This is a genomic window from Streptomyces sp. CLCI03 (genome assembly GCF_053615355.1).
The window spans coordinates 1,494,911-1,521,235 of sequence record NZ_CM132132.1; the positions used below are offsets into that span (position 1 = coordinate 1,494,911).

The 26,325-nt window shown below is 69.1% G+C and carries 22 protein-coding genes, 1 tRNA gene and 2 pseudogenes; 5 read left to right on the top strand and 20 right to left on the bottom strand.

Features of this window, described 5'->3' with window-relative positions; genetic code table 11:
- Nucleotides 1–6 precede the first annotated feature (6 nt).
- From ACWG52_RS06825 to pdhA, 8 genes are all read right to left on the bottom strand, one after another.
- Nucleotides 7–852, bottom strand: a complete 846-nt coding sequence (locus ACWG52_RS06825) for an enoyl-CoA hydratase/isomerase family protein (protein WP_314245586.1) — start codon at nucleotides 850–852, stop codon at nucleotides 7–9.
- Nucleotides 843–1,709, bottom strand: coding sequence for a 3-hydroxyacyl-CoA dehydrogenase family protein (locus tag ACWG52_RS06830; protein ID WP_314245584.1), 867 nt, complete (start codon nucleotides 1,707–1,709; stop codon nucleotides 843–845). Before ACWG52_RS06830 ends, ACWG52_RS06825 begins: the two co-directional genes overlap by 10 nt.
- Nucleotides 1,706–2,476 carry an enoyl-CoA hydratase/isomerase family protein gene (locus ACWG52_RS06835; protein WP_030830748.1) on the bottom strand — a complete coding sequence of 257 codons (771 nt, stop codon included), beginning with the start codon at nucleotides 2,474–2,476 and terminating at the stop codon, nucleotides 1,706–1,708. The genes ACWG52_RS06830 and ACWG52_RS06835 overlap by 4 nt, the downstream gene beginning before the upstream one ends.
- Complete coding sequence (locus ACWG52_RS06840; protein ID WP_030830751.1) at nucleotides 2,473–3,657, bottom strand: thiolase family protein; 1,185 nt, start codon at nucleotides 3,655–3,657, stop codon at nucleotides 2,473–2,475. Before ACWG52_RS06840 ends, ACWG52_RS06835 begins: the two co-directional genes overlap by 4 nt.
- A complete protein-coding gene (paaN, locus tag ACWG52_RS06845) occupies nucleotides 3,650–5,356 on the bottom strand; it encodes a phenylacetic acid degradation protein PaaN (protein ID WP_266599554.1) in 1,707 nt (568 codons plus the stop codon). Before paaN ends, ACWG52_RS06840 begins: the two co-directional genes overlap by 8 nt.
- 77 nt (nucleotides 5,357–5,433) lie before the next feature.
- Nucleotides 5,434–6,843 (bottom strand): dihydrolipoamide acetyltransferase family protein, encoded by a 1,410-nt coding sequence (locus ACWG52_RS06850; RefSeq protein WP_252308836.1) that lies wholly within the window; start codon nucleotides 6,841–6,843, stop codon nucleotides 5,434–5,436.
- Nucleotides 6,840–7,859, bottom strand: coding sequence for an alpha-ketoacid dehydrogenase subunit beta (locus tag ACWG52_RS06855; RefSeq protein WP_252308837.1), 1,020 nt, complete (start codon nucleotides 7,857–7,859; stop codon nucleotides 6,840–6,842). Before ACWG52_RS06855 ends, ACWG52_RS06850 begins: the two co-directional genes overlap by 4 nt.
- A 5-nt stretch (nucleotides 7,860–7,864) precedes the next feature.
- Nucleotides 7,865–9,001: a pyruvate dehydrogenase (acetyl-transferring) E1 component subunit alpha gene (gene pdhA, locus ACWG52_RS06860; RefSeq protein ID WP_252308838.1), complete on the bottom strand. Its 1,137-nt coding sequence runs from the start codon at nucleotides 8,999–9,001 to the stop codon at nucleotides 7,865–7,867.
- Between the two features lie 150 nt (nucleotides 9,002–9,151).
- Here pdhA and ACWG52_RS06865 point away from each other — a divergent pair, with 150 nt between their 5' ends.
- Nucleotides 9,152–9,622 (top strand): Lrp/AsnC family transcriptional regulator, encoded by a 471-nt coding sequence (locus ACWG52_RS06865; RefSeq protein WP_453128177.1) that lies wholly within the window; start codon nucleotides 9,152–9,154, stop codon nucleotides 9,620–9,622.
- 12 nt (nucleotides 9,623–9,634) lie between these two features.
- On the opposite strand, the gene ACWG52_RS06870 is transcribed toward ACWG52_RS06865, so the two are convergent.
- From ACWG52_RS06870 to ACWG52_RS06885, 4 genes are all read right to left on the bottom strand, one after another.
- The gene (locus ACWG52_RS06870) at nucleotides 9,635–11,419 is read right to left on the bottom strand and encodes an aldehyde dehydrogenase family protein (protein ID WP_453129046.1); all 1,785 of its coding nucleotides are present in this window, start codon (nucleotides 11,417–11,419) and stop codon (nucleotides 9,635–9,637) included.
- Entirely contained in the window at nucleotides 11,407–12,453 is a 1,047-nt protein-coding gene (locus ACWG52_RS06875; RefSeq protein ID WP_252308840.1) for a histidinol-phosphate transaminase, read from the bottom strand. Before ACWG52_RS06875 ends, ACWG52_RS06870 begins: the two co-directional genes overlap by 13 nt.
- Before the next feature lie 996 nt (nucleotides 12,454–13,449).
- Nucleotides 13,450–13,929 carry a hypothetical protein gene (locus ACWG52_RS06880; RefSeq protein ID WP_453128180.1) on the bottom strand — a complete coding sequence of 160 codons (480 nt, stop codon included), beginning with the start codon at nucleotides 13,927–13,929 and terminating at the stop codon, nucleotides 13,450–13,452.
- 378 nt (nucleotides 13,930–14,307) lie between these two features.
- Nucleotides 14,308–14,727 (bottom strand): acyl-CoA thioesterase, encoded by a 420-nt coding sequence (locus ACWG52_RS06885; protein ID WP_453128182.1) that lies wholly within the window; start codon nucleotides 14,725–14,727, stop codon nucleotides 14,308–14,310.
- A gap of 1,000 nt (nucleotides 14,728–15,727) precedes the next feature.
- Here ACWG52_RS06885 and ACWG52_RS06890 point away from each other — a divergent pair.
- Nucleotides 15,728–16,180: a hypothetical protein gene (locus ACWG52_RS06890; protein WP_386088926.1), complete on the top strand. Its 453-nt coding sequence runs from the start codon at nucleotides 15,728–15,730 to the stop codon at nucleotides 16,178–16,180.
- A 314-nt stretch (nucleotides 16,181–16,494) separates the two neighbouring features.
- Here the strand turns inward: ACWG52_RS06890 and ACWG52_RS06895 are convergent, their stop codons facing one another.
- Nucleotides 16,495–17,403 (bottom strand): LysR family transcriptional regulator, encoded by a 909-nt coding sequence (locus ACWG52_RS06895; protein WP_453128184.1) that lies wholly within the window; start codon nucleotides 17,401–17,403, stop codon nucleotides 16,495–16,497.
- A gap of 281 nt (nucleotides 17,404–17,684) precedes the next feature.
- On the opposite strand from ACWG52_RS06895, the gene ACWG52_RS06900 reads away from it, so the two are divergent.
- Nucleotides 17,685–18,446, top strand: a complete 762-nt coding sequence (locus tag ACWG52_RS06900; protein ID WP_453128186.1) for a gamma-glutamyl-gamma-aminobutyrate hydrolase family protein — start codon at nucleotides 17,685–17,687, stop codon at nucleotides 18,444–18,446.
- Between the two features lie 129 nt (nucleotides 18,447–18,575).
- A pseudogene (locus ACWG52_RS06905) lies at nucleotides 18,576–19,119 on the top strand (IS630 family transposase); the annotation flags it as partial.
- 102 nt (nucleotides 19,120–19,221) lie between these two features.
- On the opposite strand, the gene ACWG52_RS06910 reads toward ACWG52_RS06905, so the two are convergent.
- From ACWG52_RS06910 to istA, 6 genes are all read right to left on the bottom strand, one after another.
- On the bottom strand, nucleotides 19,222–19,620 hold the full coding sequence (locus ACWG52_RS06910) for a hypothetical protein (RefSeq protein ID WP_453128188.1): 399 nt from the start codon (nucleotides 19,618–19,620) through the stop codon (nucleotides 19,222–19,224).
- A 1,691-nt stretch (nucleotides 19,621–21,311) separates the two neighbouring features.
- Nucleotides 21,312–21,422, bottom strand: a complete 111-nt coding sequence (locus ACWG52_RS06915) for an SDR family NAD(P)-dependent oxidoreductase (RefSeq protein WP_453128190.1) — start codon at nucleotides 21,420–21,422, stop codon at nucleotides 21,312–21,314.
- 339 nt (nucleotides 21,423–21,761) lie between these two features.
- Nucleotides 21,762–22,475 (bottom strand): endonuclease/exonuclease/phosphatase family protein, encoded by a 714-nt coding sequence (locus ACWG52_RS06920; RefSeq protein WP_453128192.1) that lies wholly within the window; start codon nucleotides 22,473–22,475, stop codon nucleotides 21,762–21,764.
- 209 nt (nucleotides 22,476–22,684) lie between these two features.
- Complete coding sequence (locus ACWG52_RS06925; RefSeq protein WP_453128194.1) at nucleotides 22,685–23,059, bottom strand: Imm1 family immunity protein; 375 nt, start codon at nucleotides 23,057–23,059, stop codon at nucleotides 22,685–22,687.
- A gap of 36 nt (nucleotides 23,060–23,095) precedes the next feature.
- The gene (gene istB / locus ACWG52_RS06930; protein WP_453128196.1) at nucleotides 23,096–23,860 is read right to left on the bottom strand and encodes an IS21-like element helper ATPase IstB; all 765 of its coding nucleotides are present in this window, start codon (nucleotides 23,858–23,860) and stop codon (nucleotides 23,096–23,098) included.
- Complete coding sequence (gene istA / locus ACWG52_RS06935; RefSeq protein ID WP_453128198.1) at nucleotides 23,857–25,452, bottom strand: IS21 family transposase; 1,596 nt, start codon at nucleotides 25,450–25,452, stop codon at nucleotides 23,857–23,859. Before istA ends, istB begins: the two co-directional genes overlap by 4 nt.
- 311 nt (nucleotides 25,453–25,763) lie before the next feature.
- Between istA and ACWG52_RS06940 the strand changes: the two are divergent.
- Nucleotides 25,764–26,111: pseudogene (locus ACWG52_RS06940) on the top strand (tyrosine-type recombinase/integrase); the annotation flags it as partial.
- A 99-nt stretch (nucleotides 26,112–26,210) separates the two neighbouring features.
- Here ACWG52_RS06940 and ACWG52_RS06945 read toward each other — a convergent pair.
- Nucleotides 26,211–26,284: transfer RNA gene (locus ACWG52_RS06945), tRNA-Pro, on the bottom strand.
- Nucleotides 26,285–26,325: the final 41 nt, after the last annotated feature.

Genomic DNA, 26,325 nt, shown 5'->3' on the forward strand with positions numbered 1-26,325 from the left:
AGTGGGTCAATGGCCGCGGAAGGCCGGGCTGCGGCGTTCGAGGAACGCCGTGACGGCTTCGCGGTGGTCCTCGGTGGCGCCGAGCCGGCGCTGGATCACGGCTTCGCGCTCCAGCGCGGCCGGCAGCGTGGCGGTGGCCGCGGACCGCAGCAGTGCCTTGATCTCTCGGTGGGCGGCGGTGGGTCCGCCTGCGAGGGAGCGGGCGACGGCCAGCCCCTCAGCCGTGGCCGAGCCGTCCGCCACGACGCGGTGGACCAGGCCCCAGCGTTCGGCGTCCTGTGCGGAGAAGCGGTCTCCGAGGAGCATGAGTCCTGCGGTCCGCGAAGGACCGAGCTGGCGGGCGAGGCCGCGGGCGACCCCCGAGTCGGAGGCCAGGCCGATGCCGGTGAAGGCAGTCGCGAAGTGGGCTCCTTCGGCGGCGACGCGCAGATCCGCGCAGAGCGCGATGCCGAGCCCAGCCCCGACACATGCGCCCTCGACGGCCACGACGAGCGGGACCGGCAGCCCGTGCAGCTCCTTCAGCAGCGGGTTGTAGTCGTTGGGAAGGTTCGCGAAGGCCGCCTCGGGCGCGGTGTTCAGCTGCCGGGCGTGCTCCCTGAGGTCCTGGCCGACGCAGAAATGCCTTCCGCGGGCAGTGATCAGGGCAGCCCTTACACCGCGTGCGGTGTCCGTGGTCAGGCGGCGTGCCGCCATGAGGAGGGCGCTGCGCATATGGGTGTCGAGCGCGTTGCCGCTCCCGGGACCGCGCAGCTCGATGACGGCCACGGCGTCGGTGACGTCGTAGGCGACCCCGTGACGGGCGGGACGGCCCGGCTCCTGACCCTCGGTGGGCGCACCATCGGTCACGGCCATGAGTAGAACCCCTTCCCCGTCTTGCGGCCCAGCTCGCCGCGGGCGACCTTCTCCCGCAGCAATGCCGGCGGGGCGAACCGCTCCCCGAGCGTCCTGTGCAGGTGGTCGGCAATGGCCAGCCGTACGTCGAGACCTACTACGTCGGTGAGGCGCAGCGGCCCCATCGGGTGCCGGTATCCCAGGCGCATGGCCGTGTCGATGGCCTCCGGCTCGGCGACCCCCTCCTCGACCATGCGGACGGCCTCCAGACCGAGGGCCAGGCCGAGACGGCTGCTGGCGAATCCCGGCGAGTCCTGGACGACGACCTTCTGCTTGCCCAGGGCGTGCGTCCAGCCGACCGCCGCCGTCAGAGTCTCCCCCGTGGTGTCGGGAGTGAGGACCAGTTCGACGAGCGCGGAGACGGGCACCGGGTTGAAGAAGTGCATGCCCAGGAAGCGTCCCGGCCGCTTCAGGGCCGCCGCGAGTTCGGTGACCGGCAGGGAACTGGTGTTGGTGGCGAGCACGCACCGCTCCCCCACGGCCCGCTCGGCGGCGGCGAGCAGCCGGGCCTTGAGCGCGGCGTCCTCCGGTACCGCCTCTACGACGAGATCGGCGTCGGCCGGTAGTTCGGCGATCGAGGTGACGGCGGTGACCCGGTCCGGTACGTGATCGGTGGCGGATCCGCCGGGCCCCCCGCGCTCGGCGGCCCGCCGCAGCCCGTCGGCGATGCGGTTCAGCGCGACGGTCGCGGCCGCTTCGTCGTGTTCCACGACGACCACGGACGACCCTGCGGCCGCGAAGGACTGGGCGATACCGGTCCCCATCCGGCCGCCGCCGATCACCCCCACGACGGCGGGCGGTACTGATGCCAAGGTCATGCCCGGCCTCCGTTCTTCTCGTTCTTCTCCAGGAATCGCGTCATGCGCTCCTCCTTGTCGCGGCCCTCGAACAGCACGGCCTGGGCGAGGTCGTCAGCCACCGGATGGGCACCCGGGGCGTCGGTGACGAGCTTGGTCAGCCGCAGGGCAAGCGCCGAGGAACGAGCCATGCGGTCCAGCAGGGCGTGTGCCTCGGCGTTCAGCCGCTCGGCCGGTACGACGTCCGTGACCAGCCCACAGGCGAGCGCGGCAGGTGCGTCGAGGTTCCGCCCGGCGAGCAGGACCTGTTTGGCCACCGACTCGCCGAGCAGCTCCCGCAGCCGCCAACAGGCCCCGGCGGCGGCGAGGATGCCCAGGCCAGGTTCGGGGTTGCCGAAGACGGCGTTTGGCCCGGCGATCCGGATGTCGCAGGCGTACGCAAGCTCGGCGCCGCCGCCCAGCGCCCAGCCGTCCACCGCGGCCACGGTGGGCAGGGGCAGCCTGCGTACCCGCTCGAACAGACGGCTGTTGATTCCCTGCAGCGCCTCCTCCCGGCCACGCCAACGCAGTTCGGCTATGTCGGCGCCGCCGGCGAAGACCCCGCCGTGCCCGGTGAGCAGAAGCAGCCTCGGCGCGCGCTCCAGGTCCTCGCACACGCGATGCAGTTCGGCGATCATGCCGCTGCTGATGGCGTTGCGAGCCTCCGGCCGGTGCAGGGTCACGACAACCCGGTCCGCGCCGGCCTCGACCCGCAGGGTCTCGTACGCCGTGTCGTCCCGCGTGCTCATACGCGCTCCACCAGCATCGCCACGCCCTGGCCGACCCCCACACACATGGTCGCCAGTCCCCGTCGGGCGTCCTCGCGTTCCATGCGTCCGAGCAGGGTGAGCAGGATGCGGGCGCCGGAGCAGCCGAGCGGGTGTCCGAGGGCGATGGCGCCGCCGTCGGCATTGACGCGGTCCTCGTCGAGCCGCAGGCGTCGGACGACTGCCAGCGCTTGGGCGGCGAAGGCCTCGTTCACCTCGACGGCGTCCAGGTCGTCGGACCGCCAGCCCGCGCGGGCGAGTGCCTTCAAGGTGGCCGGCACAGGCCCGAGCCCCATCAAGCGGGGCTCGACCCCGGCCGATGCGGCGGTGACGACGCGGGCCCGGGGGGTGAGCCGGTATCGTTCGACCGCCGCCAAACTCGCCACCACGATGGCAGCGGCCCCGTCGGACAGCGGCGAGGAGTTGCCCGCGGTGATGATCCCGTCGCTGCGGAAGGACGTGCGCAGTCCGCCGAGCTTCTCCAGCGAGGTGGACGGCCGAGGCCCCTCGTCCTGGGTCACCTCGCCGTCCGCCACCCGCACCGGCACGATCTCTTCCTTGAAGCGGCCCGCCCTCTGGGCGGCCTCCGCCCTGCGGTGGCTGCGCAGCGCGAAGGTGTCCGCGTCGAGGCGGGTGATGCCGTCCAGGGCGGCGACCTCCTCGGCGGTCTCGCCCATGGACAGGCTGGTCGCGGCCGGGAAGCGCGGGTTGGTGAAGCGCCAGCCGAGGGAGGTGTCGTGGACCTCGCCGGGCCGGGCCCAGGGCGTGCCGGGCTTGGCCATCACCCAGGGGGCACGGGTCATCGACTCCACTCCGCCCGCGACGACCAGGTCTGCCTCCCCCGCACGAATCGCCTGGGCGGCCGAGGCGACGGCCGTCAGTCCGGACGCGCACAGCCGGTTGACGGTGTATCCGGGCACGGTGTCCGGCAGTCCGGCCAGCAGGACGGCCATCCGGGCCACGTCCCGGTTGTCCTCGCCCGCCTGGTTTGCGGCGCCGAGGATCACCTCGTCCACGGTGTCGGCCGGGATGCCAGAGCGACGTACCGCCTCGCCGACCACGAGGGCGGCCAGATCGTCGGGGCGTACGGAGGCCAGGGCGCCTCGGTGGCGGCCGAGCGGAGTGCGGGCCCCGTCGATCAGGTAGACCTCATCATCACGCATCGACGTGCTCCTCTGCGGGTGCGTGGCGCCGGGACTGGACGACCGAGAAGCGTCCGGTGACGAACGCCGGGTCGGTGAGGGCGGCATTGGCCGCGGGGTTGGCCGCGGTGCCGTGGAAGTCGCTGAAGGCGGCGGACTGGTTGACGAAGACCGCGCCGGTCAGGTTCTCCGACAGGTGCACGCCCGCCTCCAGCGCGGTTGCCCGTGCCGCCTCCAGCACACCCTCGGCGGTGGCGTACACGGAGGCGGTCAGCGCGCCGTGGCGCCGTACGGTGTCGTGCAGGAGACGCAGGCCGTGCGCGGTGGAGTCGGTACCGATGACGAAGGAGACCGGCCCGAACCACTCGCTCGTGTATGTCTCTTCGTCGGTCTCGGCCTCGAGCCGGACCAACAGCGGGGAACGGACGGCCGCGTCCGGGAAGTCCGGGTGGGTGATTTGCCTCGATGGATGGGCGACACGGTCGAGTTCCGCCGCCTCCGCCACGCGCTTCAGGACACCGTCGTTCACGATCGCGCCGAGGGTGGCGGCCGCACGGGCCGGGTCGCCGAGCAGCCTGTCCAGGGCGGCGCCGAGGTCGGCGGCGAACTCGTCGGCCGTACGGCGCCCCTGGTCGGTGGGGAAGCCGTTGCGGGGAACGAGGATGTTCTGCGGGGTGGTGCACATCTGGCCGCTGTAGAGCGACAGGGAGAAGGCGAGGTTGCGCAGCAGACCAGCGTAATCGTCCGTGGAGTCCACGACGACGGTGTTGAGCCCGGACTTCTCGGTGTGGACCGCGGCCTGGCGGGCGTTGGTCTCCAGCCAGTCGCCGAACTCGCTGGAGCCGGTGTAGTCCACGATGCGCACATCGGGGTGGGTGGCCAGGGCAGGGGCGGTGCGCTCGTCGGGCTTCGCGGCGGCGAGCAGTACCACGTCCGGATCGAAGCCGGCCTCCGCCAGCACCTCACGGGCTATCCGCACGGTGATCGCCAGTGGCAGCACGGCACGTCGATGAGGCTTGACGACCACCGGGTTGCCGGTGACCAGACTCGCGAACAATCCCGGATAGCCGTTCCAGGTGGGGAAGGTGTTGCAGGCGATCAGCACTGCCACACCGCGTCCCACGGTGGTGAAGGTCTTGTCCATGACGAGCGGGCCGCCCTTGCGCTGGGGCTTCCTCCAGCGGGCCGCGACCGGATGGCGCGTTTGCTCGTTCCATGCGTGGGCGACCGCTTCGAGACCCCGGTCCTGGGCGTGTGGACCGCCGGCCTGGAACGCCATCATGAAGGGCTGGCCGGTGGTGTGCTGGACGGCGTACGCGATCTCGAAGGTCGCCTCGTTCAGCCGGGCGAGGATCTCGGCGGCGACGCCGGCCCGGGTGTCCGGGCTCGCGGCGCGCCATGCCACTGCGGCTGACTTGGCCGTCGCGACGGCCACATCGGGCGCCAGGTACGGGTAACTGACGCCGAGCGGGAAGCCGTAGGGCGAAACCTCGGTGGCGGGCACGGTGCCGGTGGCCGGATGCCCTTCGATGCGGAAGGGCTGGCCGAGGAGGCCGTGGAAGGCGGCCTCGCCCAGCCGGGATGCCTCGGCCCCGTACGCAGAGGTACTGGGGGTTTCCGGGTACGGCGTCCAGTAGGTGCGGTCGGCGGCACACTCCACCGCCTGGTCGAGCAGCGCCGCATGGCGGACGAAGAAGTCGGGATGCTGGTCGGTGGTCACTGAGAGCTCCTGGCCGAACGTTCGGTAGGTTTATGGGTGCAAGGCGCCTGGGCAGACGCGGGGGAAGCGGGCGTGGATCAGACGTCGGCGAGCAGGATCGCCGGGCGTTCCACGCAGTCGGCCACGAAGCGCAGGAACCCGCCGGCCACACCGCCGTCGCAGACCCGGTGGTCGAAGCTGAGGGAGAGCTGCATGACCTTGCGGACGGCCAGCTCGCCGTCCACCACCCAGGGTTTGTCCACGATGCGGCCCGCGCCGAGCAGAGCGGCCTCAGGGTGGTTGATGATGGGCGTGGATCCATCGACACCGAACACGCCGTAGTTGTTGAGGGTGAAGGTCCCGCCGGTCAGACGGTCGGGCGGCAGGGCCCCGTCGCGGGCCAGCCCGGTCAACCGGGCGAGCTCGGCAGCCAGTTGTGCGGTCGTCATGCGCTGTGCGTCGCGGACGACGGGGACCACCAGGCCGCGTTCGGTCTGGGCTGCGAAGCCCAGGTGCACCTCGCTGAAGCGGACGATCTCCCGCCGCTCGGTGTCGACGGTGGAGTTCAGCTCCGGGAAGCGGTGCAGTCCGGCGATGCAGAATCGGGCGAGCAGGGCCAGCAGCCCGATGGGGCGGCCGGGGTCTGCGGCCTGCATGGCCTTCCGGGCTTGGAGCAGGCTCGTCGCGTCCACGTCGACCCAGGTGGTGGCGTCGGGGATCTCGGTGCGGCTGCGGGAGAGCTTGTCCGCGACCGCGCGGCGGACTCCGCGCAGCGGGATGCGCTCAGGGCCGGCCGGCGCCGGCCGAGCGTGCGGTGCGCGATCCGCCGACTGCTGCCGGTCCGGGGTGACCGGTGCGGTATCGGGGTCCGTCGCCAGCTGGCCGGCCCGCCCAACGGCCTGCTCGACATCTCGTCTGAGCACGACCCCTGCGGGACCCGATGGCGCCAACGCGGCGAGGTCGATCCCGTGTTCCCGCGCCATCCTGCGTACGAGGGGAGATATGACCCGGGGAGCGTGCAGCTCTCCGGACGGCGCCGCCTCGGCACCAGTGCCGCCTCCCGTCGCGGCGCCCCCGCGTCGGCGTCGGCGACGCGGTGCCGGGCCGTGGCCGGTGCCGTAGCCGATCAGGACGTTGCCGGACCCGGCCTGCTCCTCCTCCCGGTATCGCTCAGCGGCAGGGTCGGCCGACGTCGAATCGACGGGAGGCTGGGCGCCCGGGCCCTCCCCCGCGCCGTCGGGCCGGCCGGAAGTCGGCGTACCCACCGTGATCAGCGGCTTCCCCACCTCCAGCGCCGTACCCGCCTCCGCGTGCAGTTGCAGCACGGTGCCCGCGTAGGGGACCGGCACCTCGACTGCGGCCTTGGCGGTCTCGACCTCGATGACGATCTGGTCGATCGTCACCGTGTCACCGACCGCGACCTTCCACTCGATGATCTCGGCCTCGGTCAGCCCTTCGCCGAGATCGGGCAGCCGGAACAGCTGCTCCTGAAGCGCTGCGGTGCTCATGCGGCCGTTCCCTTCAGCAGGTGCCGGGTGTCCGGCGCGTCGCTGAACTGGAGACGGTCGACGGCGTCGAGGATCCGGTCGACGCTGGGCAGATGCGCGTGCTCCAGCTTCGGCGGCGGATACGGGATGTCGAAGCCGGCCACCCTCAGGACCGGCGCGGCCAGCGAGTGGAAACAGCGCTCCTGCACCCGTGCGGCGATCTCCGCCCCCACGCCGGCGAATCCCTGGGCCTCCTGGACGACCAGGCAGCGCCCGGTCCGGTGTACCGATGCCGTGACCGTCTCGTCGTCGAAGGGCACCAGCGTGCGCAGGTCCACGACCTCCAGCTCGATGCCATCGGCCGCCGCCGCTTCGGCCGCGGCCAGCGCCACCGGCACCGACGGCCCGTACGCGACGACCGTGGCGTCGCGGCCCTTCCGCCGGATCGCCGCCTGCCCGAACGGCAGCGCTCCGCGCCGCTCGAGGTTGACGTCCTCCTTCGACCAGTACAGCTTCTTCGGCTCCAGGAAGACCACCGGGTCGGGGTCGGCTATGGCGTCGCGCAGCAGCCAGTACGCGTCCTCGGCCGTCGCCGGGGTGACGACTTTCAGGCCCGGGGTGTGCGCGTAGTACGCCTCGCTGGAGTCGCAGTGGTGCTCGACTCCCCCGATGCCGCCCGCGTAGGGGATACGGATCACCATCGGCAGCGCGAGCCGCCCCCGGGTCCGGTTGCGGAGCTTGGCCACGTGTGAGGCGATCTGTTCGAAGGCCGGATAGGCGAAGGCGTCGAACTGCATCTCCACCACGGGCCGGAAGCCGCCCATCGCCATGCCGACGGCCAGTCCAACGATGCCGGCCTCGGCCAGCGGGGTGTCGAAGCAGCGCTGCTCGCCGAAGTCGCGGGTCAGCCCGTCGGTGATCCGGAAGACGCCGCCGAGCGGACCGACGTCTTCACCGAAAACGAGCACGCGCTCATCCTCGCGCAGTGCGTCGCGCAGGGCGGCGTTCAGCGCCTGCGCCATCGTGATCTTGGCCATGGCCGTCAGTTCTCCTGAGTGTCGAGTGCGGGGGAAGCGGCGTCTTCGGCCAGCTCGGCCGCCAGCAGGGCGCGCTGTTCGCGCAGCTGCGGAGTCGGCTCGGCGTAGACGTGGTCGAAGAGCTCCAGCAGGTCGGGCACGGACTCCTCGTTCATGCCCCCGCGCAGCTCTGTCGCCAGGGTCTCGGCCTCCTCCCGCACCGCCGCGACATCCTCGTCGGTGAGGGCGCCGCGGGCCCGCAGGTACGTTTCAAGACGGCTGACCGGATCGGCGGCACTCCACCGTTCGACCTCCGCCGCGTCCCGGTAACGGGTCGCGTCGTCGGCGTTGGTGTGCGCGTCCATGCGGTAGGTGTGCGCCTCGACCAGGACCGGTCCGTGCCCGGCACGGGCGTGCTCGACCGCCGCGGTCAGCACCGCCAGCACGGCGACCAGATCATTGCCGTCGACCTGTTCGGAACGCATCCCGTGTCCGATGCCCTTGTACGCGAGGGCGGGGGCCGCGGACTGCCGGGCCAGCGGCACGGAGATCGCGTACTTGTTGTTCTGCACAAAGAAGACGACCGGCGCGCGGAAGACGGCAGCGAAGTTCAGCGCCTCGTGGAAGTCCCCCTCACTGGTCGCCCCGTCCCCGACGAGGGCCATCGCCACACCGTCTCCGCCTGTGCGCCGCAACGACTCCGCCATGCCGGTCGCGTGCAGCACCTGAGTGGCCAGCGGGGTGCACTGGGGGGCGACGCGGGTGGCGGCCGGGTCGTATCCGCAGTGCCAGTCGCCGCGCAGCAGCGTCAGCACCTCAAGGGGGTCGATGCCCCGGGCGACCAGGGCCACGGAGTCGCGGTAGGTCGGAAACAGCCAGTCGTCCGGGCGCAGCGCGAGCACGGCGCCGATCTGGCAGGCCTCCTGGCCGCGGCTGGACGGGTAGACCGCGAGCCTCCCCTGCTTGGTCAGCGCGGTGGCCTGGGTGTCGAACCGGCGTCCCACGACCATCCGCCGATAGGCCTCGCGCAGCGCCTCCGGCGCAGGCTCTGTGTAGCCGGGCGCGGGCTTGGCCACCGGCGTGCCGTCCTCGGCCACGAACCGCACCGGCGTGAGGGACGGCAGGAGGCCCTGGACCGTCTGGCGAAGGTTCTTCACGGGCATGGAGGCCACTCACTTTCTCTGGACACTTGACGCGAGTATCGTCGCCATTGCGGAATATCTGTTCAAGGTTTCAGGCGAACCAGCGACGGACTGCCGAACGACGCGCTCTAGGAGGGCAAAGTGTCCGAGCAAAACACACCTGCGGAGTCCATGACCGGACGAACTGCCGTCCGGCTCGACGACACCGACCGGCAGATCCTGGCCGGGCTCCTCGACGACGGCCGGGTGTCGATCAAGGCGCTCGCAGACAAGCTGCACATCTCGCGCGCCAACGCGTACACGCGTATCAACAGGCTGATGGCCGAGGAGGTCATCACGGGCTTCAGCACGCAGCTGAATCCGCAGCGTGCCGGCCTCGGCACGAGCGCGTACGTGACGTTGACGATCGATCAGAATGCGTGGCGGGACACCTCCCGGGAACTGCGCGAGATCCCCTACGTCGAGCATGTCACCCTCGTTGCGGGCGACTTCGACGTCTTGGTGCTGGTCCGCACTCCGGACAACTCGGTGCTGCGCCGGGTCGTGCTGGAGCGCATCCAGGCGGTACCGGGAGTGCGCTCGACCCGTACCTGGCTGGTCTTCGACGAGGTGCGGGGACGCGGGACGCACTGGACTGCCTGACCGCTCGGTCACTCAGACGTCGACCAGCGCGGCAGCGGAACCCGCGGCCGGCGCCGGAGCCCGAGGCGACTCCGCAGCCCCGATGGGGGTCGGTCTCGGGGCCGCCTCCACGACAGGAGCCGGGGCGGTCCCGGCCGCATGCTGCCGAGACCGCACCACCCGGAACCGCCCGGTGACGAAGTGGGCGCCCTCGGGGGGCAAATCCGCGCCCGCTGAGGAGGGGTCCGCGGGGAAGTCGTCTGCGAGGTTCTGCACCAGGTGCACCCCGGCGTCCAGTGCTGCCGTCTCGGCGACCGCCAGCACCAGCGGGTCGGTCGAGTGCACGGTGGCGTACGACGCCCCGTGGCGGCCCACCGTGCGGCGGAAGAGCGCCAGACTGTGCGACGTCGAGTCGGTACCGACAAGGAATGAGACGGGCCCCGGCCACTCCCTGGCGTAGATCCGTTCGTCCTGCGCCGCCAGCCGGACGAGCAGGGGGCTGCGCACATCGGCGGCCGGATGAGTCGGATGGCGCAGCGCTCCGGAGGCATGGAGCACGGTGCCGTACCGCGTGGCCTCCGCCAGCCCCGCCCGCACCGTATCGCTGGCGATCGCGCCCAGCAGCCTGGCCACACGTGCGGGATGCCCGAGCAGGCGATCCACGGCCTCGCCCAGGTCGGCGCCGAAGTCCCCCAGACTCTTGTGCCCCTCATCGGTCGCGATGCCCATCGTCGGCACCAGGATGTTCTGCGGCGTGGTGCGGACCGTGCCGCTGCACCGGCACAGGGAGTGGGCCAGACCGCGCACGAGATCCCGGTAGTCACCGGTGGAGTCGACGATCACCGTGTTCAGGCCGGTCCGGTCGACGAACGTGGCGGCTTGGCGGGCGTGTTCCTTCAGCCAGCCGGCGAACTGCGCCGATCCGGTGAAGTCGACGATGCGCACCCCCGGGTCCGTGGCCAGCCTCTCGTGCAGCCGTTCCGCTGGTTCCGCCACCGCGAGGGTCACGATGTCCGGTGGGTGGCCGGCCTCCGCCAGCACCTGCCGGGCGACGCGCACGGTGATGGCCAGCGGCAGCACGGAACGCGGATGCGGGGCGACGATCACCGGGTTGCCGGTCACCAGGCTGGCGAACAGACCCGGGTAGCCGTTCCAGAGCGGATAGTCGGGGCAACCGATGAGCAGCGACACTCCGCGGGGCACCAGGGTGCTGGTGCCCCGCATCGGCGACGGTTGCCCGCTCCCTTGGGTCCCTTGGCCGCTCTCCCAGCTCAGGTCCGCCGGAACGCGCTCCGACTCCGCGAAGGCAAGGGCCACGGCCTCCAGCGCACGGTCCTGGGCGCGCGGCCCCGCGGACCGGAACGCCGCCTGCGGCGGCTGCCCCGTGGTGTGCTGCGCCGCAAGGGCCAGCTCATGGCTGCGAGTGTTCAGCCGGCGCAGTATCTCCACGGCCAACCCGGCTCGTCGGCGGAGCCCGGCTGCGCGCCACCCGGCCGTCGCCTGAGCGGCAGCCGCCACCAGAGCTGCGGGGTCGCATCGCGGGTAACTGATGCCCATGCCGATCCCGTATGGCGAGGACTCGGTGCACACCCGGCCCAGCTCGCCGGGCTGGTCGAGATCGAAGGGCCGTCCCAGCAGGGAGCCGAAGACCTTCCCAGCTGTTCGGACCGATCTCATCCCCGCGTCGGCAGCATCCTGTCCGGTCGCCTCCGTGAAGGGCCGCCGGCATTCACCGGCGGCGAGGGCCCGCACGGCTTGCTGAAGCAGTTCGCGATGCCGCTCATAAGGACCAGGGCGCACGGCCTTCAGCCTCTCCAGGTCGCGGCGAGATCGAGGAAAGCCTCGTTCTCCTGCGGCAGTCCGATCGTCACCCGGACGCCCTCCCCGAGGAACGGGCGTACCACGACGTGCCCGCCAAGACAGTGGACGGCGAAGTCAGCGCTCTCGTCCGCAAGCGGTAGCCACACGAAGTTGGCCTGGGAGTCGGGGACTTCGAAGCCCAGCGCGTGCAACATCAGAGTCACGCGCTCCCGTTCGACGACCGTGAGGGCGGCCCGCCGGGCGACTTCCGCGCGCTCGCCGAGGGCGACGACGGCGGCCTCCTGGGCGAGGGCGCTGACGCTGAACGGTACCTGCGCCTTGCGCACATGAGCGGCGATCCACGGCGGCGCCACGCAGTAGCCGACGCGCAGTCCCGCCAGTCCGTAGGCCTTGGAGAACGTCCGCAGAACCACCACGTTGGGGCGGTCGCCGAGCAGGGCCAGGGCATCGGGGACCAGCGCCGGATCCGCGTACTCACGATAGGCCTCGTCGACGACGATCAGCACGTCTTCCGGGACACGGTCCGCGAAGTCGAGGAGCGCCCGCTCACCGACCGCGGTGGAGGTGGGGTTGTTCGGATTGCAGACGAAGACCAGCCGGGTCCGATCGGTGATCGCCGCGGCCATGGCGTCGAGGTCCAGCGCATGGTCGCGCAGCGGGACCCGTACCGCCACACCGCCTGCCACCGCCGTGAGAATCGGATACGCCTCGAAGGACCGCCATCCGAAGACGACCTCGTCGCCGAAGCCGACGACCGAGTGCAGCAGCTGTCCGCAGACCTCCGAGGATCCGGCGCCCACCGCGATCCGCTCCGGCTCGACCTCGTGGTGCCCGGCTATCGCCTGCACGAGTGCGGTGGCGCTCAGGTCGGGGTAGCGCGACATGCCGCCGGCCAGCTCCGTAAGCGTTGCGGCTACACCGGGCAACAGTCCGTAGGGGGATTCGTTGCTGGCCAGCACCACCGCACCGGGCACTTTGCGGCCCGGGACGTAGGCGGGCAACTGTGCCAAGGATGAACGGACACGCACCATGCTCGACTCGCTTCTGAATCGGTGGGGCCCGAGGCCGTGCCTCAGGGCACTTGACAGGTAAAGCGTGAACATCAGAGGTCAAACGCTCAACTGTTTGGAGAATTCGGCGACAGATCGCATCCATCCGGCAGCTGGCACGGCAAGCCGTCTCCTCGCCTGCTGGTTCGGCCCCTCGTCACGAGACGGACGGAGCGCAGCTCACCAGGCGTCGATGACTACTCTCGGCTACAGGCAGGACTCGCTGGCCCCGACGCCCGACGCCCGCCGCCGACACTGACCGTGAGACCTGGTCCCCACGCACTCACGAGGTGCCTGCACCGGTCCGCTCCGATGAAGAGGACCAAGCCCAAGTCGGCACTCCCCGAGGTAGTTGCCGCTGGCCGCGACTCCCTCGCGGGCTGACGGCCGACCGTACGGGAACGGCCGACCGTAGCGGTGGGTGCACTCGTTGTCCCTTCTTGCACGCAGGGCGCCCGCCGGTGCTCTCTGTCTGCTCCGCCCCCGCCCGGGTTGTCGGTCGCACCTCGGCCTGCGAGGAGGTGACATATCCGGACTCGGGAGCAGACATCACACACGGGAACCACGTGCGCTGCTCGACGAAGAGGTTTGCGGCAGGTGGCACGTGCGACTCCGCTCCTGCTCGCGGCAGAATCCTGCAATCGCACAGAAGTAAGCGCAAGTAAAGACACCTTTGTGTTGGATAAGCCGTGCTTACTGCGCGCGGCGGTAGACCCCCCGTCTCCCGCCTCTTCAACGGGCCTCGGAACCGCGCTGCAGTCGACGACCAGAGCGGAGCCGGCCTGACAAACAAGCTCAACCAGTTCGGCACCGGCGCAGGCGACATCGGGCGCCCTGAGCCACCCCGGGCGGACTGATCGCAGGCGCCCGCGGCACCGGGCGGCCGCCAGGCGCAACCACTGACCAGCGCGCAGGACGTCCCCGCCCCAGACCCGAGGCCAATGATGCCTCACCACGGGAACAGGTCTTGGGTCAGGGCTAGTCGAGGACGCGCCACAGCTTCGGGAACCACACCCAGCGCCCATTGACGTAGGCCATTCCGTCGTACGCCTTACCGAGAACTTCGCCTGGCTCCAGATACTTCCACCGGTAGATCGTCGTTCCCGGTTTGAAGTAAGGGGCCACCTTCTCATACCCAAGAGGGAATTCTTCACTAGGCTGATTCGCCCAATTCCTGAGGTCGTCCGTGGTAGCCTTCGCCATCTCGATTTCGGTCTTTTCAGGGGCGACGTCAAGCGCGGCGGGGGGCTTGGACCAGATCCACTCTTCGTACATCTTCTCGGCTTTGGCCGCGAACTCCGGCTCGAAGACCGCTGCGTAGTCAGCGGAGTTCGGCTTCAGTGAAGCCACCACATCCTCGTCAAAACGTACAGCCATGATCAGCTTCCGGAAACCTGCATCCGTGTTCGGGTACAGTGTCGCCTGAGTTGTGCTCGCCGACGTCTCGGCGGGTTGCATTCCCTGACCATTTGCGGAACACGCACTCAGACTCAACAGACACACAACACAGAAGGGGACAAAGCGATTCTTCACTTGTTTCTTTCCTATGCGAGTGAGGCGGGTCAGACTTCCTGCCTCATAGGAGGTTGAGACCTACTCATCCCGCAACACGACGGATGAGCCGCGGGCGGGGACGGATTGAGACGGCGAGGCCCCCCCAGGACGAGCAGCAGGGATGTCATTCGAGTCATTTCATTTCTTCGTTGTTTCCTGCCCGCATCACGGTATGGCGATGGCACTTGTTCAGCGGGTCCACTCGGGCGTGGCAGGCGGTCGTCGCCCATGTCAGCGGTCGTCGCCCCTGCGGGGGTGAACCGGGCCGGCCCGGTCAAGCGGTCACTGCTGCGTCAGAAATCCCGTGAGGTAAGCGCGTTCAGCCTCGGTGAGGCGCCGCGGGCGCTTGCCCTCCAGGTCGTAGGGAACCATCGTGGAGGCTGCCCTCGCGTACAGAGTCCCTTCGTCCTTCACCTCGTAGGCAAGGCTGAAGGACACCGCCCTGAGGCCGGTGACCCAGACCTCTACGGTGACTGGCGTTTCGCGCCACTCCAAGGGTGCCTTGTACTCGATCTCGTGCTTCGCGCTCACGCAGCCCGCTGTGAAGGTGTCCACACCGGCGGTGGCGGCCTGGCTGCCGAGTATGTCGCTGCGCGCCTCCTCAAGATAGGTGAGGAAGACGGCGTTGTTGACGTGCCCGTAGACGTCCATGTCCGACCAACGGACTGAGCAGCGGTATTGATGGCGAGTCATTCCAGTCATTCCATTTCGTCGATATTTCCCGCCCGGAATCAGGGCAAGGCGATGGGCATTGTTTCAGCGGTCCACTCGGGCATGGTCGGCGGTCGCCCCGCTTGCTGGTTTCCGTGCGGATACAGCCCCGTAAAGCCTGCTTCGGCCCGGTCCGCCGCAGTGCGGCGGAGAAAGGCGTGCACGGTTACCACCCACCCGCTGTAGCTCCGTCAGGGGCGCGCCCCGGATACCGATCCGAGGCCCACGGCCGCGGCGCCCGGCAAACATAACACGACCATAAATGGTCGTTTTTTTCCATCGGTATTACTCGGAAACTCCCACTTGATCACCACGCGAGTCGGGTGGCAGAGTATTCGCGGACCGAATCGGTGGGGCACTGGCAGGACCATCGGCATTGCCGCCAAGGGAGCGCCGGCATCGCCCTCGCCGAGACCTCTATCACGCCATGAGGAAGCTGCCGCCCGATGCAGCTCGGGACAAACCCACCGGTCGCACGCAAAGTGCGGGATCTCGCGCCCGCGTGAGTGATAGTAATTCCAGGAGCTGCCCCAACGCAGCAGCCACCGAAGGGCTAAGTGAGGGCATTCAGAATCTGAATGCACTAGGTTGTGGCCATGCCTCGTGCCTCATTCGCAGCGTTCCCCTGTTCGCTGTCGCGCGCCCTGGATGTCATGGGTGACTGGTGGTCTCCGCTGGTCCTGCGCGACATCTCTCTCGGTATTGACACTTTTGAGGATCCGGTACGCGACCTTGGCGTGCCCCGCGCACTGCTGAAGAATCGGCTCGACAGACTCGTGGACGGCGATGTGCTGGAACGGGTCGAGTACTCCGCGAGTCCCCAGCGGTTCGTTCGTCCGGAGGGGGTCTCGGATCAGCCGGGCCCGGGCGGGCGCGCAGCGCCCAGCACTCTCGTCATTGCCGAGCGCCTTGCGGGGATGGCATGACTGATCACGTCGCAGCTTGGCGAATGGCCGGCGAGGCGGGGGATGCGAGAGCGGCAGTAGCCGCTATGTCCGAGGACGTTGAGCTCGTTTCGCCACTGACGGACCGGTTCACGTTTCGGGGGCACCGTGAACTCGAGGAACTCCTGACGAGCGTGTTCGAAGTGTTCACCGGCATCCACTACGAGGCACAGTTCCAGGAAGGACAGCACGCGGTCCTGCGCGCCGCGGGTCATGTCGGTCGCCTGCGGTTGGAGGAAACCCAGTATCTCGATCTCGACGATGAGGGCCGTATCCGACGCCTCACCCTCATGATGCGCCCGCTCACAGCCGCCACCCGTTTCCTGCGCGTGCTTGGGCCTCGGGTTGCGAGCCGGCAGGGACGGCCGGGCACGGCGGGAGTACTCATCGTGGCGGGCGCATGGCTCGACTCGGTCGTGGCCGGCGGCGATCGGGTCTTCATGCCCATGGCCAGTCCTGATCGGTCTCGTCCAGTCCAGGTCGACCGCCCACCGGCGTGATCGGCTGTCGGCGGTGTTCCTCCACCGCCGAGGCGTCCATGTCGGGGGGCGACGCTCATGCCCACGCCGGGCTGCCATGTTCGCGGCCACGAGACCGGTGATCAGTCAGCGCCACGATGTCGCCACGTCGAATCACGGCAGCGCTCATGCGGAAAGAGGTTTCCGCGTCACGTCACTACACGACAGCGGTCAGCTCCCCAGGAGCCTCCCGAGGGCGATTGTTTGGCAGCACCCGACCTGGGGCGGGCGCCACGATGTATGTATTCACAAATGATCGAATGTGTCAGTGCACCGCCGAACGGCTGGTCGGGGGCTCAGGCCATGACTGCCCGGACTTGTGTTGTCAGCATTCGCTCGAGCGCCAGCAGCGCTTCGGGGGCGTGGCGGGTGTCGAGGCGTACGGTGTAGATGAACCGTGTCAGCTCCGGGTTGGCCAGCGGTCTCGCGACAACATTGGCCACACCGCGGGGCAGGGCCAAGCGGGGCAGTACCGCGACACACAGGCCCGCGGCAACGCAGCCCAGGATGGTGTTGAAGTCGTCGCCCTCGTACTCCAGTCGGGCCTCGAAGCCTGATGTCTTGGCCAGCTGGGCAAGCAGCTCCAGCCGCAGCGCGGCCTCGGGCGCGGCGACCCACGTCTCGCCGGCCAGGCTCGCCAGGTCGATGACCTCCCGGCTGGCCAGCTCGTGGCCTGCGGGAAGCACCGCCACGACGGGGTCCCGTGCAACCAGGGTCCGGCGCAGTGTGCGCGGCGGCGGCTGGGGAATGAAGTCGTAGTCATAAGTCAGGGCAAGGTCGGCGTCTCCCCGTTTGATCCGACCGTAGCCGGCCTCGGGCTCCAGCTGCGAGAGGCTGACCCGGACGTCGGGGTACGACGTTTGCAACTGCGCGAGAGCCTTCGGGACGATGCTCGTGGCGGCCGAGGCGAAAGCGCCGAGCCGGATCCGCCCGGACGTGCCGGCACGCAGGGCGTCGAGTTCCAGGGCAGCTGCGGCCAGCGCGGAGCGTACCCCTTGTTCGGCATCGAGGAGGACCTGGCCGGCGGGCGTGGGACGCACGGGACGGCGCTCCAAGACTCGAAGGCCTGCGCGGCGTTCGAGTTCGGCGATCTGCTGAGAGACGGCGGGGGCGCTGTAACCGAGTTCGCCGGCGGCGGCAGCGAACGAGCCGTGGCGCACCACGGACTCCAAGGTGGCGAGCAAGCGGGGATCTGGCATCTGCATGGGTTAAGCCTGACTTACCTCACACGAAGATGTCATTTCTTGTGCTTAAGGAGGAACGCCAGCAGGATTCTGCCACCAGGCAAGGGGCGTGACCCGTCTCGCTCCGTGCCGTGGCCGTCCCCTTACCCATGCCGCGATGTGCACCCGTGCACCGCCGTCCGTGCAACGGAGCCCTGGCGCCCCACCGTGCAGCGTTGCCCGCAACCGTCGCCGGGCCGGGGTTTCAGGGGGCGGTCAGTCATCTGACTGGATTTGACTGCTGCATGGGAAAGGGGCGCTGCGTGCGCAAGCCACTTATCGGAATCACCACTTACCTCACCGACGCGCGGTGGGGAGAGTGGGAGCTGCCCGCCGCACTGCTGCCCGCGGCGTACGCCACATGCGTTCAGGCTGCCGGAGGCCGGGCCGTCCTTCTGCCGCCCGATGCGCCGGGCGCGGCGGCGGACGTCATCGCGCGATTGGACGGCGTCATCCTCGCCGGAGGTGAGGACCTGGATCCCACCCTGTACGGGGCCGAGCCCCACCCGTGTGCGGGGACTCCGGTCCCCGCCCGCGACCGGTGGGAGCGCGCTGTCCTCAAGAACAGTCTGGACCGTGACATTCCCGTCCTCGGAATCTGCAGGGGCATGCAGCTGATGAACGTTCACGCGGGCGGCACGTTGATCCAGCACCTGCCCGAGAAGGTGGGTCACGACGCCCACAACGGGTATCTCGGACTCTTCGCGCCACATGCCATCACCACCGTGCCGGGCACCCGTCTGGCCGCACTCCTGCCCGGGACCAGACAGGTGGCCACGCACCACCACCAGGCAGCCGACCTCCTCGGCGCAGGCCTGGCGGTCGCGGCCTACGCCGAAGACAGCACAGTCGAGGCCATCGAAAGCACCCGGCACCACTTCGCCCTGGGCGTGCAGTGGCACCCCGAGATGAGTGCCGACCAAGCAGTGATACAAGCTCTGGTGTCGGCAGCCCGGCAGCGTACAACGGCAGGGTTGCACGAGTCGGCTGAGCGGCAAGCACCGGTCGGCGGCGTTCCCCTTTAACGTCTTGTAACACCTCGCGCCACTGTCAGCTCGGCCACCACATCCGGCAGCGGAGCGGCAGCTGCCAGCACACCGGCAGCGTCGCTGCCTGCCCTGCGCTAGTGACCTGGGTCTGAGGTGTGTCGTGTGACGCACTGCTCGACCCGGTCGATGGCCGCGGCCACGGGCATGTCGCAGTGGACGGTCTCATGGATCTGGCGGCGTTCGCCCTGGCCCCGCACCGGTCGCACACGTTCAAGCTGTCTGACGGGCCCGCTGTTTATCGACAAGGCCCGCGACGTCGTCGCGCTCTGCCTCGACCCGCCGGAGAAGGCCCCTGGTCCTCTGCGTGGACGAGAAGCCGCAGATCCAGGCCCTGGACCGGTCCAAGCCGGTCCCGCGATGATGCCCAGCGTTCCAGAACGCCGCAGCCACGACTACATCCGCGCCGGCACCACCACCCTCTACGCGGCCCTGGAAGTCGCCACGGGCAAGTCATCTTCGCGCGGCCGAGGTCGAGAAGTTCGTGACCAAGCTCGACAAGGGAGTGCCCGCAGACCTCCAGGTCCATCTGATCCTCGACAACTACGCCACCCACAAGACACCGGACGGGAAGAAGTGGCTGCTGGCGCACCCGCGGTTCCACCTGCACTTCACACCCACCAGCGCGTCGTGGCTGAACCTGGTGGAGAGGGGACGCTGCTGGAAGACGACATGAAGCGGGTGCGGAACAAGTCCGGGGCCACCCGGCTCGGCTTCCCTACGACACCTTTCCCTGCATTCCGGCTGCCCTCCTTCAGTAGCCGTCGGTCCCGGGCTCGGTGCCGTCGTCGGCGACGGCCTCGCCGAGGCGGAGCACACGGCCGGGTTCGTCGGCGTCGTGGGCCGCCCGGTCCGCGTAGATCCTCAACTCGTCCCCGGTCAGGACGACGAGGGGATCGGTCCACGCCTCGGTGTCTTCCGGCACGAGCAGGCGCGAGGCGCCCCGCTCGATATCGTGGATCAGCAACGAGGCGATCCAGCCCCCTCCCGGGCCCCATCTCTGCATCGGATGGTCGTCCGGGCCCATGGCCTGCACCACGTAGAACCGGTTCCCCTGCCAGTGGCCCCCGAAGTCCAGGGCCACGTCCGCTTCCACCTGGACGCCGTCCACCCACAGGCGAGATGCCCACTTCTCGTCCTCACGACAGGACACCGCACGATGCCGGTCGTCAGGGCTGAACCTCACCCTCAGCCAGGTGTCCCCGTAGAAACCGCTGCACGCTCCCGGCGCCGGGCCCTCGCGACGGCCCGGCGCGGCCGGCTCCAGAGCGCAGATCTCCGGAGTGCGACACGCCCGGTCGATGCGCCGTTCGCACCCCATGCCCGCCGCCGCGCAGTCACGGGGGGGGACGCCCGGGACAACAGCTCGCGCCCCCGCTCCTGGTACGCATCCTCCCCGACCAGGGCCCGGTAGGCCTCCGCGTGTCCCCACCACGCGAGCAGGTCGACGGCCACCGGCGAGCGGCGCAGCCACGGCCACCACTCCACGCCCTGAAGGCCCCAGTGCCGCAGCACCCGGCTCTCCGGCGCCTCCGCTCCGCCGAACCCCTTCTGCGTTCGGTGCTGCCTGTCCCATCGCCATTTCATGATCCCGCCCTCCCTGTACGGCTTCCGAGATCATGAGAAAGCATCGGACGTCAAGAGAGCAAACTGCTTTGCCGACCGGAAGAGGAACCGTCTGCGTGAACGTACTTGAACTGCTGCTGGCTGCGACCGATGTCGGAGGGACACGCGGCAGGCCTCCCGTTGGCGCGCGATCTTCCCGTGAGCAATCGAAGCGGCAGCGCTGCTGTAGGCCGCGACTGATCTCGGAGGTGGTCGTGGGATCTGCGGATCAGTCGTGGTCGAGACCGAGCAAGGCTTGTTCACCCAGCCGCGGCCGGAGCCGCCCGGTGACGCCGTGGCCAGCCCGCTTGCCCCTCCCGAAGGAGCGAAACGGACATCACCTCACGCGCCTCCCTCTGAGTAGAACGTCGACGTCCCACCGGGATGCGGGAACCGGGAAACTAGGGCGGCAATCTACGTAGTTCCACGGATGGCTCGTGGTCGGATGTCTGGAAGGATCATGAGCCAAGGGCCAAGCCCCGGTGACTCGATGACCACCGAACGCCCAGCGACAGCAGCGGCGTTGTCGTGCACGGACACGGCGAGAACCGCCACCATGATCACCATGCACAACACGTCAACGGCCAGGCCGTGCTTGAGCCCGGTATTCTTTTGCCGCATCACGCCCGCCGACTCCGCGGGCACCCCGGCCGCCCTGTACATGCTCTGGAAGTCGAGCACCCAGGCTCGGGTCCGCCTTCCGCCGCGCCCTCTCCCGCACCTGCCAGCGCAGCAGGTTTGTTCTTGGCGCCGGGTGGCCGTCCGGTGCCGGCGCCTCGGGGATTGGGAACACGGGTCGGGCAGGCGAGGTGAGCGCGGATGTTCCTGAACCCCCGGCGGACCCGGGCCCGGCTGCGATCCGGACCACGCGTCCTTCACCGTCGCGCTGACCGACCGGCGCGAGCTGTTGCGCCACCGCTGTCTTCTGCACGTGCCCCAGGCCGCCGACGCTTTGGCCAGATCGCCCGGCTGGGAGCGGGAGCTGATGCTCTTCGACTGGCGGCTGATGCCTGAACCCGGGGCGGCCGGGAGTTGGGGGGCGGGACGATCGGACCGGCCTGCGCCGTAATGGCGTCCATCCGCCGCCACCGTTTGCGGGCGTGGCGGCCCTGCCGCTGGCACAGATGTTCGGGGGCTTCGGCGCGGGCTTCATTCCGCCGGATGCCGGATGCCGGACCGGCCCGACGCGGTCTCCACCGGCCCCGGGCAGAGCGCGAGCACACGGATGCCGCGCCGCCGTTACTCGTGGCGGAGCGCGAGGCTGAAGTTCAGCACGAAGGTCTTGGACGCGCCATAGACGGCGAAGTACGCCGTCGGCTGGAAGGCGGCTGTGGACGCAACGTTGACCACCCATCCACGGCCGCCCTCGAACAGGTCAACGCCACCATGTCGCAGCTCAAGCGGTACTGGGCGAAGATCCGGGAGAGCGGCGACCCCGAAGAGTCCCCCGCCGTCGACGCGCGAGGCCGGAATCCTCGCGTTGCACTGAATCCGACCCGACCATGGACGAGGGCTGTCTTGACTTGGCTGTTCGCCGTTCCTCGGTACGCTGTCACGTCTCCGGGAGAGCGCAACCCTCATCGAGGTCGAGAAAGTCGGCCGACGGGGGTGGACCGTGCAGCTCGGGCCTGTCGAGCAAGGGGCGGTGGTGACTCGTTGTCGGGTCTCTTCCCCCGCTCGTTGCCCAGCTCACATGGTGACGGTCGCGCGGACCAGATTGTGGTCCGAGAGGCCCTCCATCCTCTCGACCGCTGCGTTGCTGACAACAGCGCCCCGCACGACCACGTGGTCGATCCACTGCGACTTCGAGCCTGACGTGCGCGGCCGTGTCGGCAGGCCGTCCGGCGGGAGGTCCGCGACGGCGAAGCAAGTACCCAGAGCCGACGCTACGGTGGCACGGTCGGTGTTGAAGTCCCCAAGAAGTATTGCTGCGTATCCCCGCGAAGAGGCGGCCAATTCGGCCAGGCGTGCCAGCTGGCGCGTGCGCCGCTGATCGCCGCTCACGTGCGTGGCGACAATCAGCGTTCCGGCGGTCTCGACGGCGAGCGCGCCCTTCCCCGGGTCGTCCTCGAAGGACTCGGCAGCGACCTCCCGGCTCGGTCCGTCGACCAGGAGCACGAGGTACTCCTCGGGGTCGTGCAGCGAGCAGCTCCCGTGGCGCGGTGCTGGGACGCGCGGGTACCTCAACGCGTGGATACTCCGGCCGGCCAGGGCAAGGCGGAGGCTGGCCAGTTGGTCACCGCTAACTTCCTGCAGGGCGATGACTTGCTCGTCTCGTCCCACCAGCAACGCCGTAACCGCGGCGATCCGCTCAGACTCGGCCGGGCAACCCCTCAGGACGTCCTCGCCCCAGTTCTCGGCGTGGACGCGGTGCAGAACATTCCAGCTGGCAACCGTGATCATAAGTCGCGATGTTAGAGGTCCTGACAGAAGCCGGTCGAGGTGTGCCTGTCGATGCTCGTTGGTCTGGCCGTGGGAAAGAGGGAGTCTCGTCCGTGGATCGTCTCGGATGAACTGTGATGGTCGATTGAGCCGTTGCTGCCGATACGGCTGTGGACGGTCACTCATTTCCCCAGGTCTGACTTCACGTAATTCCCCAGGTGCTGGCCTCGTCAGCGGTCGATCGCCCAAGCAGCGTCTGTGGGTGGAACACCTGTTGTGAGGATGTGGCGGACGATCCGCATCGCTTCTGTGAGAGGGACGGTGTCCTCGTCGGGGTACTCGTCGTGCTGTCCGTTCGCCAGGACAAAGCCGCTGCTCGAGCCGTTGGCGCCGGGGCTGAGGGCGTGCTCGCCGGGATCGGCCTCATCATCGAGGAGCATGACCATCGCGCGGTCGGTGTTGCTGCTGATGGCCAGGGAACGGCCGCGCGAGCTCGTCAGCCAGGTCTCGAGGCGCCCGGCTGCGATCCGTTCTTGAAGTACGTCCAGCGCCGTGGCGGCCGAAGCGGGCACGGCGCTGTCGGTGAAGACCCAGGACTCGACCATGTGCACGACCCTCTCACACAGTCTGAGTTGGTCCTTCTAGCTGGTCGGCGGCTTGTCCGTCGGGTTCTTGGGGCGCTTGTTCGGGCGGTAGCTGGGGCCGTTCATGATGACCTGGTGGCTGGTGTTGATCAGCCGGTCCAGGAGCGACTCGGCGACGACGGGGTTGGGGAAGAGCGGATACCAGTCGCTGGGTGCCCGGTTGCTGGTGACGATCAGGGACCGGCCCTGCCGTTCGCTGACCAGCTCGTATAGGTCGTCAGCCTGGGCCGCGGTCAGCTGCCGCATCGCGAAGTCGTCCAGGATGAGGACATCCGGGCGGACCAGCTCCCGAACCCGCTTCTCCCAAGTCCGGTCCGCGTGGCCGCCGGCCAGCTCGGCCAGGATCCGGCTGGTCTTCGCGAAGCGGACGTTGGCACCCAGGCGGATCGCGAGATGGCCCAGGGCCTGGGCGACGTGGGTCTTCCCGACCCCGACCGGCCCGAACAAAATGACGGACTCTCCGGCGTGGAGCCATCGGAGTGCGGCCAGGTCACGGATCTGGGCTGCAGGCAGCTTCGGGGAGGCGGTGAAGTCGAACTCCTCGAGCGTGACTTGCTGTTCGCACTTCGCCCGCTGGAGCCGGCGCTGGAAGGCGACGGTCTCACGGCGGGTGATCTCGCCCTGGCAGAGGACCTGGAGGAAGTCGAGGTGGCCGAGCTCGCCGCCGTGGGCCTGGGCCAGACGGGCGTCGAGCGTCTCCAGCATCCCGGAGAGCCTCAGGGCCTTGAGGGACTCGCGCAAGGCGGTGTCCATCACGCTCATCGAGCGGCCTCCTGGGCGTCGTCGCGGCCCTGGTCACCGTGGAGTTCGTCTGTTGTCTGGGTGGGGATGGCGGCGGCGAACAGCCCCTCCGGTCCGTGGAGGAAGGCCGCGGCGCCCGCGTCGCCGGTCTCGGGTTCCGGGTCGGTCTCGGTTCCGGCGATCAGGATGCCCTTGATGGTGCGGTAGGAGGGGTCGCCGACCGTGATGGCCTTGGTGCAGGCGGCCTCGAGCCTGCCGTCGCCGTACTTCTTCCGCAGCCCGAGGATCCCCTGGGCGGCGCGGAGACGGTAGAGTGCGTTGACTTCCAGGAGCTGGTCGATGACCTCCCGGCAGGCGTCACCGACCTCGCTCGCCTGGGTGCGGCACCAGATCGGCGTCTTCATCTGGAACGCGATCTTCTCCGGCGGGTAGTCGCCCTTGTCGGTGCGTTTGCCCTGGTCCAAGGCTGCGTGGGTCTTGACCAGATCGCCCTCGTGGAAGACCTGGACCATGGTCGCGGTGGAGCGGACGTCGACCTTTCGGCCGATCAGCTTCCAGGGCACCGAGTAGAGGGTGCGGCCGACCTTGATGTGGATGTCCGGGCCGACCGTGGCGGCGGACCAGCGGGCCAGCACGAACGGCTTGTCCGGCAGCGGGAGCAAGGCCTTGGCCTCGACGGCTTCGAACACCGCCAGCGGGGCGGCCCCGCCCAGCGGCCGGCACTGCCGCTTGCCAGCGACGTTCCTCGCCCAGGTGATGGCCTCGGCCTGCATCTGCTCGAGCGAGGTGAACTGCCGGCCGCTCCAGAACGAGTCACAGACGTAGGGCATCGGCCGCTCGACCCGCGGCTTGTCCTTCGGATGCGCGGCCCTGGCCGGATCCGGCAGGGTCTCGTAGTGGGAGGCGAGTTCGCTGTACGACTTGTTGATCTTCGGGTCGTAGAGATCGGGCCGGTCCACAGCCGTCCGCAGGTTGTCCGGCACCAACCGGCGCGGAACACCGCCGAAGTAGCGAAACGCTTCGACGTGGGCCTCGGTCCAGGCGTTCTGGTCCATGTAGATCACCGGGCGTACGAACATGTGCCTCGAGCACGGCAGCACCATCACGAATGCCCAGATCCGGTGCCGTTTCCCGGTGCCCGGGTTGATCCACTGCCCGAGAAACCCGTAGTCGATCTGAGCTTCCGAGCCCGGCTCGACCTCGTCCCGCAGCACCGTGACCCGTGACCTGGCCGCCTCGTCGGGAAGGTTCTCGTGCACCCAGCGCCGAAACGACGACAACGACGCCTTCAGCTTGTGTTCGTCGCGAAGCCGCTGGTGGATCGTGGTGACGGTGGTGGTCTCGAGCAGGCTTTTGACGTAGTCACGGTGGTGCTCGATTTCCGGCCAGGTGATCTGGTTCAGCCGTCGGCTGGCCAGCTCCGGGAACCAGCTCCTGATCAGCTTGGCCCAGTCGGCCTCGCCCATCGGTGGCCCGCCCGGGGTGATCCCGGCCTGCTCGGCCGGTCGCAGGTACTTCCTGACCGTCTTGCGGTCCAGCCCCAAAGATGCCCCGACCTGGCTCTTCGAGCGGCCCGCATACCAGTGGACGTAGATCTCGATGATGTCGACCACGGTGAACGTTCTCCTTGCCATCCCGCGTGTCCGTTGACCTCTCGGCCCGTAGGCCGAGGGACGACTGCAACTCCGAGATGGTCAGGCCCCTCAACCCGGCTCCGGCATGCCCATGGGGAAACCAGAGGAATCGAAAGAGAAGACGACGCAGCGACCAAACCACCCGAAACGGGGAACACAAGCCCGGAACCGCGGACCATCACCCTGCCGGCCACGTTCACCGCCCTCATGGGGAAACGTGACCACGAGGGTGGGGAATTGACTGACGCCGGACCTGCCGGAAGTAGGGAATTGGATGACCGCTCACAGCCGCCGGCAACAGCCCCGACGCCCGGATCTTCTTCGGCCCCCGCGGCGGACGCATCTCCACCGCCGTCCTGCGCGACGCCACCCACTGGGACAACGTCGTCACCGAGCTCGGCTTCGAGCACCTTCGACGACACGACCTGCGCCACACCGGACTGACCTGGTTCGCCGACGCCGGCGTGCCGCTTCACGTCCTGCGCAAGATCGCCGGACACGGCTCGCTGACCACCACTCAGCGCTACCTGCACCCCGACGCCGGCCAGATCACGGCAGCTGGTGCCGCCCTGTCTGCGCACCTCATGGTGCTCCGTGCACCTCGTTCGCTGCCAGTCACGGCCGTCACCGCCGCCTGACCCACACTAGCCGCCCTGGTCCCCAACTGGTCCCCAAAAACGATCAAGGGGCCGTTTTGGATTACTCCAAAACGGCCCCTGACCTGCGACTCTTTCGAGTCGGGACGACAGGATTTGAACCTGCGACCCCTTGACCCCCAGTCAAGTGCGCTACCAAGCTGCGCCACGTCCCGTTGTGCCTTCGACCTGGGGTTTCCCCCTGCCCGGCGGCACA